Raw genomic sequence first — 16,416 nt, 5'->3', positions numbered from 1 at the left:
AAATTAGCAAAAGTTTATAAATATTTACCGAGTTTAAGAAGGAAGTATAATTTTATTAATATATGGATTCTAATGGTTTAGGCATGTAAGTTTAAAACAATGAATTATATTTATTTACAGGAATGTATTTAGATGCGATGCAGAACAAAATATTTTTCTAAATTTGCACTCGTAATTGGCTCGTTAGTTCAGTTGAATAGAACGTCAGATTCCGGTTCTGAAGGTCGGCGGTTTGAGTCCGCCACGGGTCACAAAAAAAAGCCGATCAATAATTATTGATTGGCTTTTGTATTTTATTTCATCGGGTACAATCCAAAATCAACACATCCTCAAACAATTATCCTTTTCAACTAAATCGCGTCAAAAGTTTTTACGAAACGCATTGACTTAAAAAAGACTCTTTTCAGGATGGAACAACAATAAAAATTTTAGAAAAAAAAGGAGTCCAAATGGACTCCTTTTTAATATGTTTAACTTGGAATATTATTCCGCTGTTTCACGTGTAGAATAGTTCAATTTTAACGAACTAGCTTTTCTAAGCTCTTGCTTAATGTCAATAATAATACCCATCTTGGTATATTGATCAACTTTAAGAGAAGTAGTTAACTTGTTTCGTAATTCCTCTTTTCTTGCTTCTCTTTCAGCAGCAATAAAAGCTTGAATATCATCAACCGTAGAAAACTGATCGTTCAATTGAATTTGTGGTTCAGTACCCATCGTTTTTGCAAATTTTCTCATTGGAATACCTACATAGATGTTACTAACTAGATCCTTTTTTTCCAATTTTACGATTTCCTTTGCACTTGGAACCATTACATCAACATTCAGTTCCACTTCACGCATGGTTGTACTAACCATGAAGAAAAATAAAAGCATGAATACGATATCAGGAAGAGAGGCTGTTGAAATTTCCGGAAGCTCCTTAGAACCACCTTTTTTAAATTTTCCCATTATTTTTTTCCTCCCACATTTTTAGGTTCAGCTTCAGAAATCTGCATTGGAACATAATCTCTTACAGCATTCTGCTGATCTTCGTCCAAATCTTCATATTTCATGTTCCACTTCTGCATTGCTTTCTCATCTTTTAATTCACGAGATGCTGCAGCAAGTTCGTCCTGTACTTTAATGTACATTTCGTAACTAGTTCCGCGGTCATTTTGCAAAGAAACCAAACCTTTTGAAACCATTACATCTCCAAAATACGGAATTGTAGTAAGTTTTTTTTCAGGTAAATCTGCACTATTTAGCGGGTTCAAGATAAATTCTTTTGTTTTTTCGCGCAATTGCGAAATACTAAGAACTTCTCCATTAACCAATAAGTCATCGTTGCGGTTAACCAAAATAGCTAAAACATTACGTTGTTTAACCTTTGGTGCGTCTATTTCCTCTTCCTCTGGAATTGGAGGTAACTTTTTATAGATACCTGTATCAATGTCCATAGTAGTCGAAACCAAGAAGAAAATTAACAACAAGAATGCAATATCGGCCATCGAACTAGAATTAATCTCTGGTGTCTTTCTTGCCATAATATTATAATCTAAAGGTATATCGATCCGAATTAAAAATCCGAATCATTTACTTAACGTAATTTTCTTAATATTTCGGTTGCAACAATAGCAACAACTGTTCCAACACCTAAAATGTACATAGTGTAAAGTACAGTATCAGCAAATTGTAATGCTCCTGGAGTGTTATCAGCACCAGTATAACCAGGAAGATCTAACAAAGTTGCATCCGATAATGAATAAGCAATAAGGATTATCAAACCCAAACCAACTAATCCACCCAAACCTTTAATAGCTCCCTTAGGGTTAGTTACTAACTGAATGATAGGGAAAACCAAAGACAACCCAGCACAAACAATAAATAATGCTTTGGCCCAATTCAATAAAACATCAGTATAAACCGGAGTTGGATATGGCTGATTTGGCAGCTCTCCACCTAAGTAAAACATGGCAACAAAAATTGCTGTTAGACCAATCATTACATAGGTGAGAATATTTAAATATTTACTCAATGTATTTGACATAGTCTAAAATTATTTTTTCATGTTGTATTTTACAAGGATATCAAGAAGAGAGATAGAAGCATCTTCCATGTTGTTCACAATACTGTCAATTTTTGAAGTACAGTAGTTATAGAATACCTGAAGGATCATAGCAACGATCAAACCAGATACAGTAGTAATCAAAGCAACTTTAATACCACCTGCTACAGCTGCCGGAGAAATAGTACCCATAGATTGAATAGAATCGAAAGCGTCGATCATACCAATTACAGTACCCATAAATCCTAACATAGGAGCCAGACCAATCATTAAACCAATCCAAGAAAGACCTTTCTCCAAAAGACCCATTTGAACAGAACCGTAAGAAACAACTGATTTTTCAACTACTTCAATACCTTCATCGATACGATCAAGACCTTGGTAGAAAATACTGGCGATAGGGCCTCTTGTGTTTCTGCAAACTTCTTTAGCTGCTTCAACGCCACCGTTGTTCAATGCATCTTCAAGATTAGCGAACAATTTTTTAGTATTAGTTGTCGACATATTCAAGTAAATGATTCTTTCGATAGAAAGAGCCAAACCTAAAATAAGTGTTAACAATACAAAACTCATAAACATCGCACCACCTTGGATGAATTGTTTTTTCACAACTTGGTGAAAAGAAGTACTTTCAATAGCTTCTTCTTCCATTACTGGGGTTGCTTTTTCAACAACTTCTTCTGCAACTTCCCCAGCAACTTGCGTTGTATCTACGGTAGCTTGTTCTGCTGTCTCATCCTGAGCAAATACGTTTGTTGACGCTCCTAAGCTTAGCATCCCGATAACTGCTATAAATGCAAATAACTTTTTCATAGTCTGTTTTTCAAATTTTAATTAACGAAATTATTTTTTACAAAATTAAACGATTGCGATCTCTAAAACAACTAATTACTTAGTTGAATATTCCTTTTTATAAGCAAAGTCTTTCTACATCTGTTTTCCATGATAATCATGAATTTAATTTTATGTAATACAGAAGGGACTAAACAGTGCACCAAATTACAAAAAAAATGTGAAAAACAAATAAACTATTGGCTTAATTCGCCTTTCAAAGATTTATTTAAAAGGAATTTGATTTGTTCTGTATTTAAGTTTTTCCCCAACACATACATAAGTTTGGTAACTGCAGCCTCGGTAGTTATATCTTTACCACTAACAACACCAGCACGTAATAACTCCAGACTAGTTTCATACAAACCCATTTCAACACTGCCAGCTGCGCATTGGGTTACATTATATACGATTATCTCCTTCTCGATTGCAGCTTTAATTGAGTCTATAAACCACTTGTCCGTAGGTGCATTTCCGGCTCCATATGTTTCCATTATTACAGCTTTCAATCCTTTACTGTTAAGAATGGAGTCAACCACTGTCTTATTTATACCCGGAAATATCTTTAAGATCGCAATATTGAGATCCAAAGAGGTTGATATTTCTAATTCTCCAGGTTGACTTGGGTAATGAATCGCGGCATAATTATAATTGATATGGATTCCAATCTTTGCCAAATCAGGATAATTATATGAATGAAATGCATTAAAATGCTCTGCATTGTGCTTTGTTGTCCTATTGCCACGGAAAAGCTTGTTCTCAAAAACAACACAAACTTCAGGCACCATGGCTTGTCCGTTTTGATAAGCTGCAGCAATTTCAATAGCTGTAATTAGATTCTCTTTCCCATCTGTTCTTAATGTACCTATTGGCAATTGAGATCCGGTAAGAATAACTGGTTTTTGCAAATTATCCAGCATAAAACTCAAAGCTGAGGCCGTATACGACATCGTATCCGTTCCATGCAACACGACAAAGCCGGCAAATTTCTGATAATTCTCTTTTATTATTTCAACAATCTTTATCCACACCTTAGGATTTAAGTTTGATGAATCGATCAATGGCTCAAAAGCTATTGATTCTAAATTAAACCCAAATCCGTTCAATTCCGGAACCTGTTTTAAGATATGATCAAAATCAAATGGTTTTAACGAACCTGTTTCAGGATCGTTCACCATACCAATTGTTCCTCCGGTGTATATTATTAAAATAGAAGTTTGTTTCTGTTCCATTTTATTTCAATTCAATTAAATGTTGAATAATTTTTCAGCATTTGCACTTGTTGTTTTGGCAACCTCATCCAAGCTAAGCTGATAAATCTCAGAAAGCTTATTGGCAATATGAACTAAGTACGAACTTTCGTTTCTTTTCCCCCGTTTTGGCACAGGCGCCAAATAAGGAGCATCAGTTTCCAGAATCAGATGATCCAATCCAAGAGATTCGATTGTTTTATCAAGTCCGGAATTCTTAAAGGTTACAATTCCATTAATCCCTAACAGAAACCCAAAACCAATTGCTTTTACAGCTTGCTCTGCATTTCCGGTAAAGCTATGAAACACACCTTTTAAATTACTATTGCGATAAGATTCCAATATTTCAAAAATCTCATCGAATGAATCTCTGGCATGAATAACAATTGGAAGCTCTCTTTCAAGTGCCCAATTAATTTGAGTATCGAAAACAATTTGCTGTTCTTTCACAAAGGCTTTGTCCCAATACAAATCCATCCCTATTTCACCAATCGCACAATAACCTCCTTTTGCAAGCCATGCTTTACAATTCTCCAACTCTTCCCTGTAGTTTTCTTTCACTGATGTAGGATGAAGGCCCATCATAGGCACACACATATCAGGAAAACGTTGAACCAAGCGATTCATTTTTGGTATAGATTCCGAATCAATATTAGGGAGCAGGATTTTCCCGATATTTACGTTCCTGCAATTTGAGATAATTTCTTCAATATCATCTTTAAAATCATCTGAATATATATGGGAATGAGTATCAATCAATTTCATCTTTCACAACTTTTCTGCAAACATATATAAACAGCAGTGACTTGCCAAACTAATAATGAGCGAATCTCAATTAAAAAAAGCCGGCAAAGCCGGCTTTTATATAGAAGGCAATATAGTATACTATACGCAGCCTTGAGCCAACATTGCTTCGGCAACTTTTACGAAACCACCAATATTAGCACCTTTAATATAGTTGATGTGTCCATTCTCAGTACCGAATTTAACACAAGTATCGTGAATATCTTTCATGATACGACCCAACTTAGCATCTACCTCTTCGGTAGACCAGTTGAAACGCATAGAGTTTTGTGACATCTCTAAACCAGACACAGCAACACCACCAGCATTAGCCGCTTTACCAGGAGCGAAAGCCATAACATCCACTAAATAGAAAGCTGCATCAGCAGTACAACCCATGTTTGAAGTCTCAACAACATATTTACATCCGTTTGCTTCCAATAATTTAGCATCCTCTAAATTCAATTCATTTTGAATTGCACATGGGAAAGCCAAATCTACTTTAACCTCCCAAGGTTTTTTACCTGGGAAGAATTTAGCACCAAATTTTTCAGCATAAGGAGCAACAACATCATTATTAGAAGCTCTCAAATCCAATAAATAATCGATTTTCTCAGCATTTAAACCTTCTTGATCATATACATATCCATCAGGACCTGAAACGGTAACAACTTTAGCACCTAGCTCTACCAATTTAAGAGCAGCACCCCAGGTAACATTACCAAAACCTGAAAGAGCAACAATTTTACCATTCAAGGTTTCATTGTTTTCAGCCAACATGTGCTGAGCAAAATATACAGCACCAAAACCAGTTGCTTCAGGACGAATTAATGATCCACCAAATTCAAGACCTTTACCAGTCAATACACCAACAAATTCGTTACGAATTCTCTTGTATTGTCCGAATAAATATCCAATCTCGCGACCACCTACTCCGATATCACCGGCAGGAACGTCAGTATTAGGACCGATGTGTCTGCAAAGCTCAGTCATGAAACTTTGACAAAAACGCATAATTTCGTTATCTGATCTTCCTTTAGCGTTGAAATCAGAACCTCCTTTTCCACCACCCATAGGTAATGTTGTTAAAGAGTTTTTGAATGTCTGCTCAAAACCTAAAAATTTTAATGCACTTAAAGTAACCGATGGGTGAAAACGTAATCCACCTTTATAGGGTCCAATTGCACTATTGAATTCAACACGGTATCCGCGATTGATTTCTACTTCACCATTATCATTGATCCATGGCACTCGGAACATGATTGTACGTTCCGGCTCACACATTTTATCAAGAATTTTCGCAGCTTTGTACTTAGGATTTGCATCATAAGTTTCCCAAACTGTTTCTACTACTTCTTGAACTGCCTGATGAAATTCTGCTTCTCCAGGAGTTTTGGCCTTTAGGCCTTCCATGAATTCATTAATCTTTGCTTCCATGCCAAACTATGTTATGAAATTAAATTAGATTGTGTTGTTTTAAATATTAGTTCTTGGTTCAAAAGTATATATTTTTTCATAATCGCAAATTAAATTAATATATTTTTTACAACGTTTTCGTAAACTTTTTTCGACTGATTATCAGTTGATTATAAGATAAGAGATCCTGCTCTACAACATTTATCAAAAAAAAATGATAAAATTCATGTATTCAAAGTGTAGATTTTCCCCGGAAGTGATTTTATTACGCCATCAAATTCCAATTTCAGAAGTAAACTTGACACCTTACTCATCGGAAATGACGTTTTCAGACTAATACTATCTATAGGCATGTTACCTTTCTCCTTAAGTATCTGAACAAGTGACTCCTCTTCGGGAGATAGCTCAATAAATAATTTTGTCTGAACTGTTTTAGGACTCTTATTCTTATTTTCCCATCCTAATATGTATTCCAAATCGGCAACACTCTCTATAAGGTGAGCCTGATTGGTTTTTATTAATTTATTACAACCGGTAGAACTCTTATCAGTTGTTCGGCCTGGAAATGCAAAAACATCTCTATTGTACGAATTGGCAATATCGGCAGTAACCAATGAACCTCCTTTTGATGCCGACTCAATAACAATAGTAGCATCGGCCATTCCTGCGATGATTCTGTTCCTGCGAACGAAATTTTTAGGATCGAATTTACTTTTGGATGTGAATTCACTAATTAATGCCCCTTGGTTAACTATCTCCTCAGCATATCTTTTATGCTGCGAGGGATACATCATATGCAATCCGTGACCTATTGCAGCAACAGTTTGTAATTGGTTTCGCAAAGCTGCCTTATGGGCACAAATATCAACACCATAAGCAAGACCACTTATAATTAAAGGCTTAACCTCCTTTTCGGATAAATCCTGTATCAGCTTATTGCAGATCTCTCGTCCGTAATCACTGGCATTTCTGGTTCCTACGATACTAATAGTACGCGCCGCATTAAAATCAGTATTTCCTTTATAATATAGTGTGCAGGGCGAATCGGCACAATTTAACAGCCTTTGCGGATAATCTTTCTCTAAATAGAAACTAACATTGATATGATTGTCTGATATAAACTTTTGCTCTTCCTCTGCCAATTGGATCGCATTATCACGATCCAACTTATCGATAAAAGATTGGCCGATTCCCGGAATTTTAAGCAGATTTTGCTTTTTCTCTTTAAACAGTCCCTCAATACTTCCGGTATAGGCAATTACTTTCTTTGTATTAACAGGACCTATCCCATTCAAAAAACTAACAGCAATTTTATATGTATCCTCCATATATTCATCGAATTAAATAAAAGGAGTCTAATTTACAAAATATTTATAAGGCAAAGGTTGTTCCTATTGTAAAAAATCCTGCATTCCCCCAACCCAGTTCTGCAAAAATACCAAACTGATTCGAAAAATGATAACGACTTCCCAAGACTACTCCTAGATCAAAAAGCAGATCATTTTTCCGGTTCGTTCTAACGGTAGGAATATTCGAAGCATCCAATTCCGAAACGGTAGATTTCTTATTCTCTAAAGAAAATCCGGTTTTTACACTCGCGTACATTTCAATTCCATTCTCAGGTGAAATATTCATTTCCGAAAGCCAATTATTTAATTCGCAGGTCAATACCGTTCCAAATCGATAATAATTGTATTTCACATCACTAAAACTCCACTCTTGTTTTTGCCCGGCATAACCAACATAAGCACCAATACTTAAATCAGGCTTCCAGTTTTTCTCCAACTGAATAATGAATGATGGCGAGTTGGTTTCATCAGAACCATTAAAATTGTGATCAAACTTCCCATATTTCCCTAAAGGAATTCCAATATTAAGTCTTACATCATTTTCCTGAGCCAATGTAGTGGTTGGCAATACAAGCACCACAATCAATAGTGCTAACTGACTTTTAATTTTTCTAATCATGTTATTATAATCTTCAATAAAGGATTTACAGAACAGATAACGCATACAAATCTGTTTTAGTACGCTCAATCGTAAAAGTAAATCTTATTCCTTTTTTATGGAATTTTTTTGCAATGATTTAATTATTTCTGACTGACTTGATCTTGAAAGAGAAGAGATACTAACTGATGGGTATTTTGCTAATCCTCTCTCTGTTTGCTGATATAGGGTAACTTCAGGCCGTAAACCAAACAGTTTTCTTTTTAAATCGAAATGAGACAATGTTTTTTTGGGAATCTCAATGGATTTGAACTTCTGATGAAAAGGGTGCAGTGGGTAATATCTCAAAATTATTTTTTCTTCTGATTCCTGATAGATAATATAATTCAAATTGAGCGATAAACTAAATACGATGCAGGCAAAAACAAAGCCACTGATTGCTCCAAAAATCGGATAAATCGGCTTCACCTTTAAATAAATTAAAATAATGCTTACCGCCAGATATAAAAATATAAACACGTAGTAGAAAAGCTTAATCCAGGCTGCGCGATTTTGATTGTTTATTGTCATTTTAATTCTCAAATTGAATTTAATCAAAGGTAAAAACTAAAGTGGAGTTCAACAATGAAAATTCAATGATCTGAAAAATAGTTTCTCATTTCAAATCATAATTGCAGTTTTTGCTAATATATAATGAATATTTACTCAGACTTTTTTATTTTTACCCGGAATTATCCCACACTATATCAAGTTAGTAATTGTAGAATAATTAAGTGAGGAGGGGGTGAATGTTCCGCTTCTTCTGCTTTTTCGCGTCTTACAGACTGAGAAAACAGAATGAAATTGGATGTTTTCGTACTCCTGGTTTGGAAAAAGAAAATAAAATGGAAGTAAGACTTCAAGAAGCAAAAGATTCGATAAGAGACGTTATTGATTTTCCTAAAGCAGGAATCGTATTTAAGGATATCACAACAATGTTGAAAGATGATAAACATCTGGCAACTTTAGTTGACACTCTTTACGATCAATATAAAGACAAAGGAATAACAAAGGTTGTTGGTTTAGAAAGCCGTGGTTTTATTTTAGGAACCGTTTTAGCCTATCGTTTAGGTGCTGGTTTTGTTCCGGTAAGAAAACCTGGTAAATTACCATCGCCAACTTTCTCCGAGAAATATTCTTTGGAATACGGAGAAGATGAAATTTTTATCCATCAGGATGCTTTAGATTCTGACGATGTAGTTTTACTGCACGATGATTTATTGGCAACGGGTGGTACAGCAAAAGCTTCTATCGATTTATTGAGTCGATTTAATTTGAAAAATGTTTTCGTGAACTTTTTGATAGAACTTGACTTTTTGAAAGGCCGTGATAAATTGGCTACTCAATACCAAGTTGATTCTGTATTTCACTTTTAAATAAAGCATAAAATTATCATTCAGGTCATCTTAACCCAAATGGTTTTGATGACCTGATTTGCGCTATCCCTGTATTTTATACAGACAAAACTGAGTTCGATGCAACATTCCATTTCGAAAAAAAACAAGCTGCTGGAAGGCAGAATTGTTCTTCCCGCCTCTAAAAGCATATCAAACAGGGTTCAAATTATTAATGCTTTAAGCTACAATTTTGAGCCGATTAAAAATCTTTCGGATTGTGATGATTCCAGAGCAATGCAGAGCATTCTAAATTCCAACACCAATAGTTTTGATGTTGGACATGCCGGAACCACCATGCGCTTTTTAACTGCATACCTCTCTAAAATTGTTGGCGAATGGACCTTAACCGGTTCGCACAGAATGAAGGAAAGACCCATTGGTGTTTTGGTTGATGCGCTCAACTCAATAGGCGCTCAAATTACCTATTTGGAGAAAGATGGTTATCCCCCGCTCAAAATTTTTGGATCGAACCTTACCGGTGAAGTAGTAGAGCTAAAGGGAAATACCAGCTCTCAGTACATTACTGCATTACTATTAATTGCGCCTACGCTTGAAAAGGGTTTGCGAATTAAACTAAGCGGAAAAATTGTTTCGCGTTCGTACATCGAAATGACGCTGAATATTATGGAAGAGTTTGGTGTGAAATCGGAATTTAAGGGACAGGAAATTTTTGTGCCCAATCAGGCTTATCAGCGAATTCCTTATGCGGTTGAGGGCGATTGGTCGGGCGCATCGTACTGGTTTGCTTTTATGGCTTTGGCCGATGACGGAAAACTGTATTTAGACGGATTGAGACGAAATAGTTTTCAGGGCGATTCCGGATTGGTTCCGGTTTTTGAGAAACTAGGCGTTAAAGCTCAATTCTCGAAACGGGGAATGTTCATTGAAAAAATGCCAACCAACTACACAAAACTAAAGTTCGATTTTAATCAGATGCCCGATTTGGCTCAAACATTTGCCGTTTGTGCCTGTTTAAAAAACATTCCTTTCCATTTTACGGGTTTAGAGACTTTGAAGATTAAAGAAACCGATCGTATTTTTGCTCTGATCACCGAATTGGGAAAATTGGGTTACGTTCTTACCGAACCAGCCGAAGGCGAATTGGCCTGGAATGGCGAACGAAAAACAGAGGAGGAAAATATTGTGATCGAAACTTACCACGATCACCGTATGGCCATGGCCTTTGCTCCCATCGCACTGATTCTACCCAATGTGGTAATTGATTCGCCCGATGTGGTGAAAAAATCGTACCCTAACTTTTGGGAACAACTAAAAGAGTTGGGTTTTGAAGTGAAAGAGTAAATCCAAAGTGATAATATTAAAAAAACCCGTTAGAGTCAAAACCAGCGGGTTTTCTTTTTATAAACTCCAGTCTTTTAATTTGAGCTTGGTGCTCTCACAAAACACAATGAGAATCACACTTAAAGTGAGCTCCTCAATATTTTGGTAATCTGAACCGCCTTGTTGTCTATGGTCATATCCTGATGATCTTAAACTGCTGTAAGCACAAGTTGATCATACACTAGTGATAAAATATAAGTTTAATGTACATCAAAAATAAGTTTCATGTACATGAAAACACAACTTGATGTACATCAAAATATATTTTAACAAGGATAAAAGATTTAAAAGATAATGAAGACGATGCCGAAAAGTACTTAGCGGATGATTTACAGATAAGGATGTAACATTATTTCGAGTTAGAGCGTCAAATAAAAAACAAACTCAAAACAACATGACAAAAAAGATTTTATCTGCTCTACTCCTGATTTGCTCTCTGTATTTACATGCAAACGCACAAAAAGATTCTGTAACTATTTCGGGAATTGTAACTGATTTTGAAGGCAATGCCAAAGACAGTGCTTTTGTTGAAATAAAAGGTAGAAACTTTGGAACAGAATCAATGTATGAAACCTATACCAACAGCGATGGAAGATATTCCCTTACCGTGAAAAAAGGAAAATATCTTGCATTGGCATCGATGAAAATGTGTGAGTACCCAAAATCGAATTCTCAATTATTACCGGAGGATATGCGGCTTGAATTTTGGGCATGGAATGTTATTGCTGAAGATGATCTGGTATTGGATTCATTATCACCGCTTAGAGATTTATGGCGTTACCGTTTTTAAAATAGAAGGAGCAAGCCCCGGATATACGATATATTGCAGACCTATGAGTTTATCCAAGTATTATTCGAATCAAGATAAGCCTATTGATGATACTGATCTTTGCACTGATCCTGATTTGCTTGATGTAAAAGTTAACGTAAATGGAGTACCGGTAAAAATTAACATGAAACAGAAAGTGAAAGAGTATATTTCAGATGGAATATGCAATGGCTATTTATTACATGAAGATGCGCCGAAAGAATTGAGTAAAAAAGGATATGATATTTTCAGGATAGAAATGACCGATTTGGAAAATGGAGATAAAGGTGAAGCTGTTTATTTCAAAGAAAAAAACGGATACCTATAATTTCCTTCATGCTATCCCCTAATGATGATCAATAACACATATTGGATCAGGTTATTTTCATATTTGAACAACTTACCTACAATCTGAGAAACAAGTTTATATTCATGAATAATAATATTTACTAGATGAGCTAGCGTGAAGGATTGTAGTGGAAACCCCGCAGTTTGGGTTGGATTTGTGCGTTGGAGCAAGGAGTTGAAACGGAAAGCCTGACCCGAAGAACTGAGGGGCACGCCCTAAAATAAGTAAGAATGGGTAATGCGCAATTTAGTACCCAATCAACATTAAAGCATAATCAAGTCATACCCTGACATGACCGAAAAATTGAAAATAAAGAAGGAGAAACTCCCCAAAGCTTCTCCCTTACTTACAATAAATGTATCTGATCTAAAATTATTGTCTGATTGCTGTCTCCAACCCAATTGTTATCATGGTATGAAGAGTTGTTTGGCGCTCTTCGGCACTTGTCTCCTCGCCGGTTAGGATATGATCGCTAACGGTAAGAATTGCCAAAGCTTTCGCCTTGTTTCGGGCTGCGATTGTGTACAAAGCTGTTGCTTCCATTTCTACCGCTAAAACGCCGTAATCTGCCCAAATTTTGAATGGTTCAGGATTATTTTCTAAATCGTGGTAAAAAATATCGGACGTTAATGTACTGCCCACTTTAATATTTACCCCTTGTTCGGTGGCCGCCTTATGGGCATCGCTCAACAAACCAAAATCGGCACATGGAGAATAATCCATGCCTTTAAATAAATTCTTATTGATGGCTGAATCGGTACAGGATGTCATCGCCAAAATTACGTCGCGAACGTGTACATCTTCGTTAAATGATCCACAGGTTCCGATACGAATCAGGTTTTTAACACCATATTGCGTAATCAGCTCATGAGAATAAATTGAAATTGACGGTACGCCCATTCCCGTTCCCTGCACAGAAATGCGTTTGCCTTTATAAGTTCCTGTGAAACCCAGCATGTTTCTTACTTTATTGTAACAAACCACATCTTCCAGGAAATTATCGGCTATGTATTTTGCCCGTAAAGGATCTCCAGGTAAAAGGATAGTTTCAGCAATATCGCCCATTTTGGCTTCATTGTGTGCACTCATGATATATTGATTTATAGATTTACAAATAAAGATAATGGATTTCCGGCAAGGATCACAAGAACCAAACACAGAAACAGCATTATATACTATTCAGTTTCGAAAAATAATATGGATTACAAATTGGTTGGATGGTAGTTTGGCAAGCAATCGTGCTAAAATGTAGAATTATCCCAACTAAACTTTACGAATCACTTTTTACTTGCTGTCGGCAAAAATAATAATTTTATCGGACTTTGCCCTTTTTACGTTACACTTTTCTCCTTTTTCTACAGAGACATTCTTTTACGTGCGAAGAAATCCCGAATCAATTCAGCACTTTCTTCTTTCATGATGCCCGAAATTACTTCGGTTCTTGGATGCATTGGGTTGGGCGAAAAACGGGTATATCCTCTTTTCTCATCTTTTGCGCCGTATACAATTTTTGAGATTTGTGACCATGCCAATGCTCCTGCACACATATTGCATGGCTCGAGCGTTACATATAGGGTACAATCTATCAAATATTTTCCTCCCAAAAAATTAGCAGCTGCAGTTATCGCCTGCATTTCGGCGTGTGCTGTTACGTCATTCAACCGCTCTGTAAGATTATGCGACCGCGCAATGATTCGATTGTTGCACACCACAACGGCACCCACCGGAATTTCATCGGCCTCGAAAGCTTTATGGGCTTCCTGCATGGCCTGTTTCATAAAATATTCGTCGGAAAATGGAGATATAATTGACTCTTCGTTCATGTTTTTAGATTTGAGGTTTTAGACTTTAGATGTGAGAAAAAAGACTTTATTCGGAACTACTGCTGACAGGTCAACTTGTAATTGCCCGCCAATCGGAGCTGCAAACTACTTCTTTCATACAATTATAAGACCTAATTTCATTTCTTATCGCTAAAATTTAACAATCTATTAATAAAAGCGTATTCTGTTTCGCAAATTGTTAGTAATTTCGCAAAGTTAACAAAACCAATAACAAAGAACGATGTTGATAACGGAAAGCTGTTGGTAATTAGCTTTCGCGATTGATATTGATAATTGTTCGACAGTAAATCTAAAGAAACAAACCTAGATAAATAGGGATCAGCTAATAACTAATAGCTTGTTAAATCATTAAATGGTATAAGATGTACAGGACTCATACTTGTGGAGAATTAAGAATTCAGAATGTAAACGATACGGTAACGCTTAGTGGTTGGGTGCAAAAAGCACGTAACCTGGGGGGAATGACCTTTGTTGATCTTCGTGATCGATATGGCATTACTCAATTTGTTTTCGATATGGAAAGCAATGCTGAACTATGCGAAAAGGCCAGAAAATTAGGCCGCGAATTCGTTGTTGCAATTACCGGTAAGGTTGCTGAAAGACAAAGTAAAAACGACAAAATACCTACAGGAGCTGTTGAGATTATTGCTGATGATATAACTATTTTGAGCAAATCGGCAATTCCTCCTTTTACCATTGAAGACAATACCGATGGTGGTGATGAATTGAGAATGAAATATCGTTACCTTGATTTACGCCGTTCTTGTGTTCGTGAGAATTTAATTTTGCGTCACAAAATGGGTATCGAGGTTCGTAACTATTTGGATCAATTGAATTTTATTGAAACAGAAACTCCTGTATTGATAAAATCGACTCCGGAAGGTGCGCGTGACTTTATTGTTCCTTCGAGAATGAATCAGGGTGAGTTTTACGCATTACCACAGTCACCACAGGTATTCAAACAATTGTTGATGATTTCCGGTTTCGACCGTTACTATCAAATTGTAAAATGTTTCCGCGATGAAGATTTACGTGCCGACCGTCAGCCTGAATTTACGCAGATTGATTGCGAAATGGCCTTTGTTGAGCAGGATGATATTTTAGATACTTTCGAAGGATTGACCAAGCATTTATTCAAGAAATTGAAAGATGTGGATATGAACTTCAAATTCCCAAGATTGGATTACGCTGATGCCATGGAATTTTATGGTAACGATAAGCCTGATATCCGTTTTGATATGAAGTTTGTTGACCTTAGTGTGATTGCTAAAGGAAGTGGTTTTACAATTTTTGATGAAGCAGAATACATCGGAGCAATTTGTGCTTCAGGATGTGCGACCTATACCCGTAAACAATTGGATGCGCTTACCGATTTTGTGAAAAAAGCACAAATTGGAGCCAAAGGATTGGTTTACCTGCGATACAATGAGGATGGTTCATATAAATCATCGGTTGATAAATTTTACGGAGAAGAGCAATTGCAGAAATGGGCGGAAGCTTGTCATGCAAAACCAGGCGATTTGATTTTGATTTTGGTGGGTGAAAAAGCGAAAACTTTGCCTCAACTAAGCGAACTGCGTTTGGAAATGGGTAATCAGTTGGGCTTGCGCGATAAGAATGTTTACGCTCCGCTTTGGGTTGTTGATTTCCCTCTTTTAGAGTGGGATGAAGATTCAGAACGTTTCCACGCCATGCACCATCCATTTACTTCGCCTAAGAAAGAAGATTTGCATATGCTGGAAACTGATCCTGGTAAAGTTCGTGCCAATGCTTACGATTTGGTTATTAATGGTGTTGAAATTGGCGGCGGTTCTATTCGTATTCACGATACAGAACTTCAGGCACGTATGTTCAAGCATCTTGGTTTTACCGATGAAGAGGCACAAGCTCAGTTTGGTTTCTTGATGAATGCATTTAAATATGGTGCACCACCACACGGCGGAATCGCTTTTGGATTTGACCGTTTGACATCTATGTTTGCAGGTATCGAATCAATCAGAGACGTTATTGCATTCCCTAAAAACAATTCGGGTCGTGATGTAATGATTGATTCTCCATCGCCGGTTGCCGAAGCACAAATGATTGAATTGGGTCTTGACTACAGAAAGAAGATGAAGTAAGGATCTTTAAAATATTAGTACAGGCTCCGATCAAATGATCGGGGCTTTTTTGTGCCTTTTTTTCTGTGGTACTTACTTATTTTGATCCTTAAAATGGTTAGAAAAAAGAATTAAACAATGAAATACTTTCTATATCTGAGCGCAATAAATCCCTTTAAAATTAACCTTTCCAGCTTAGCTATTCGTCACAAATTCTATCCACAGATCACGAGCAATAGTCATTAGTCCCTAATCTTAGATATGA

The 16,416-nt window shown here is 36.4% G+C and carries 17 protein-coding genes and 1 tRNA gene; 6 read left to right on the top strand and 12 right to left on the bottom strand.

What is annotated here, in order from left to right:
• Positions 1–177: 177 nt before the first annotated feature.
• Positions 178–251, top strand: a tRNA-Arg gene (locus QUH73_RS14225).
• 232 nt (positions 252–483) lie between these two features.
• On the opposite strand, the gene QUH73_RS14220 is transcribed toward QUH73_RS14225, so the two are convergent.
• From QUH73_RS14220 to QUH73_RS14175, 10 genes are all read right to left on the bottom strand, one after another.
• The gene (locus tag QUH73_RS14220; protein ID WP_289531104.1) at positions 484–951 is read right to left on the bottom strand and encodes an ExbD/TolR family protein; all 468 of its coding nucleotides are present in this window, start codon (positions 949–951) and stop codon (positions 484–486) included.
• Positions 951–1,526: an ExbD/TolR family protein gene (locus QUH73_RS14215; RefSeq protein WP_289531103.1), complete on the bottom strand. Its 576-nt coding sequence runs from the start codon at positions 1,524–1,526 to the stop codon at positions 951–953. The genes QUH73_RS14220 and QUH73_RS14215 overlap by 1 nt, the downstream gene beginning before the upstream one ends.
• Positions 1,527–1,579: 53 nt before the next feature.
• Positions 1,580–2,029: a hypothetical protein gene (locus tag QUH73_RS14210; RefSeq protein WP_289531102.1), complete on the bottom strand. Its 450-nt coding sequence runs from the start codon at positions 2,027–2,029 to the stop codon at positions 1,580–1,582.
• A gap of 9 nt (positions 2,030–2,038) precedes the next feature.
• Complete coding sequence (locus QUH73_RS14205) at positions 2,039–2,860, bottom strand: MotA/TolQ/ExbB proton channel family protein (protein ID WP_124993962.1); 822 nt, start codon at positions 2,858–2,860, stop codon at positions 2,039–2,041.
• Positions 2,861–3,075: 215 nt separating this feature from the next.
• Complete coding sequence (locus QUH73_RS14200; RefSeq protein ID WP_289531100.1) at positions 3,076–4,110, bottom strand: asparaginase; 1,035 nt, start codon at positions 4,108–4,110, stop codon at positions 3,076–3,078.
• A gap of 15 nt (positions 4,111–4,125) precedes the next feature.
• Positions 4,126–4,893: a TatD family hydrolase gene (locus tag QUH73_RS14195; RefSeq protein ID WP_289531099.1), complete on the bottom strand. Its 768-nt coding sequence runs from the start codon at positions 4,891–4,893 to the stop codon at positions 4,126–4,128.
• 120 nt (positions 4,894–5,013) lie between these two features.
• Entirely contained in the window at positions 5,014–6,348 is a 1,335-nt protein-coding gene (gdhA, locus tag QUH73_RS14190; RefSeq protein ID WP_289531098.1) for an NADP-specific glutamate dehydrogenase, read from the bottom strand.
• 203 nt (positions 6,349–6,551) lie between these two features.
• On the bottom strand, positions 6,552–7,655 hold the full coding sequence (gene dprA, locus QUH73_RS14185) for a DNA-processing protein DprA (RefSeq protein ID WP_289531097.1): 1,104 nt from the start codon (positions 7,653–7,655) through the stop codon (positions 6,552–6,554).
• A gap of 43 nt (positions 7,656–7,698) precedes the next feature.
• Positions 7,699–8,295: an outer membrane beta-barrel protein gene (locus QUH73_RS14180; protein ID WP_289531095.1), complete on the bottom strand. Its 597-nt coding sequence runs from the start codon at positions 8,293–8,295 to the stop codon at positions 7,699–7,701.
• An 84-nt stretch (positions 8,296–8,379) separates the two neighbouring features.
• A complete protein-coding gene (locus QUH73_RS14175; RefSeq protein ID WP_289531094.1) occupies positions 8,380–8,844 on the bottom strand; it encodes a hypothetical protein in 465 nt (154 codons plus the stop codon).
• Between the two features lie 314 nt (positions 8,845–9,158).
• Between QUH73_RS14175 and QUH73_RS14170 the strand changes: the two genes are divergently transcribed.
• The 4 genes from QUH73_RS14170 to QUH73_RS14155 all read left to right on the top strand — a co-directional run bounded on the left by QUH73_RS14170 (position 9,159) and on the right by QUH73_RS14155 (position 12,187).
• Positions 9,159–9,689: an adenine phosphoribosyltransferase gene (locus tag QUH73_RS14170; RefSeq protein ID WP_289531093.1), complete on the top strand. Its 531-nt coding sequence runs from the start codon at positions 9,159–9,161 to the stop codon at positions 9,687–9,689.
• 99 nt (positions 9,690–9,788) lie between these two features.
• The gene (gene aroA, locus QUH73_RS14165; RefSeq protein ID WP_289531092.1) at positions 9,789–11,012 is read left to right on the top strand and encodes a 3-phosphoshikimate 1-carboxyvinyltransferase; all 1,224 of its coding nucleotides are present in this window, start codon (positions 9,789–9,791) and stop codon (positions 11,010–11,012) included.
• Between the two features lie 433 nt (positions 11,013–11,445).
• On the top strand, positions 11,446–11,841 hold the full coding sequence (locus QUH73_RS14160; RefSeq protein ID WP_289531091.1) for a carboxypeptidase-like regulatory domain-containing protein: 396 nt from the start codon (positions 11,446–11,448) through the stop codon (positions 11,839–11,841).
• A gap of 43 nt (positions 11,842–11,884) precedes the next feature.
• The gene (locus QUH73_RS14155) at positions 11,885–12,187 is read left to right on the top strand and encodes a hypothetical protein (protein ID WP_289531090.1); all 303 of its coding nucleotides are present in this window, start codon (positions 11,885–11,887) and stop codon (positions 12,185–12,187) included.
• Positions 12,188–12,580: 393 nt separating this feature from the next.
• Here QUH73_RS14155 and deoD read toward each other — a convergent pair whose 3' ends face one another.
• Both deoD and QUH73_RS14145 read right to left on the bottom strand, forming a co-directional pair.
• Positions 12,581–13,297: a purine-nucleoside phosphorylase gene (gene deoD / locus QUH73_RS14150; RefSeq protein WP_289531089.1), complete on the bottom strand. Its 717-nt coding sequence runs from the start codon at positions 13,295–13,297 to the stop codon at positions 12,581–12,583.
• A gap of 266 nt (positions 13,298–13,563) precedes the next feature.
• Positions 13,564–14,031 (bottom strand): nucleoside deaminase, encoded by a 468-nt coding sequence (locus QUH73_RS14145; RefSeq protein ID WP_289531088.1) that lies wholly within the window; start codon positions 14,029–14,031, stop codon positions 13,564–13,566.
• 383 nt (positions 14,032–14,414) lie between these two features.
• On the opposite strand from QUH73_RS14145, the gene aspS reads away from it, so the two are divergent.
• A complete protein-coding gene (gene aspS, locus QUH73_RS14140) occupies positions 14,415–16,172 on the top strand; it encodes an aspartate--tRNA ligase (protein WP_289531087.1) in 1,758 nt (585 codons plus the stop codon).
• The last annotated feature ends 244 nt before the right edge of the window (positions 16,173–16,416 follow it).

Source organism: Labilibaculum sp. K2S, assembly GCF_030372765.1.
Taxonomy (GTDB): Bacteria; Bacteroidota; Bacteroidia; order Bacteroidales; family Marinifilaceae; genus Labilibaculum.
The sequence above is the reverse complement of the archived record's forward strand: the minus strand, read 5'-3'. Positions and strand labels throughout refer to the sequence as shown.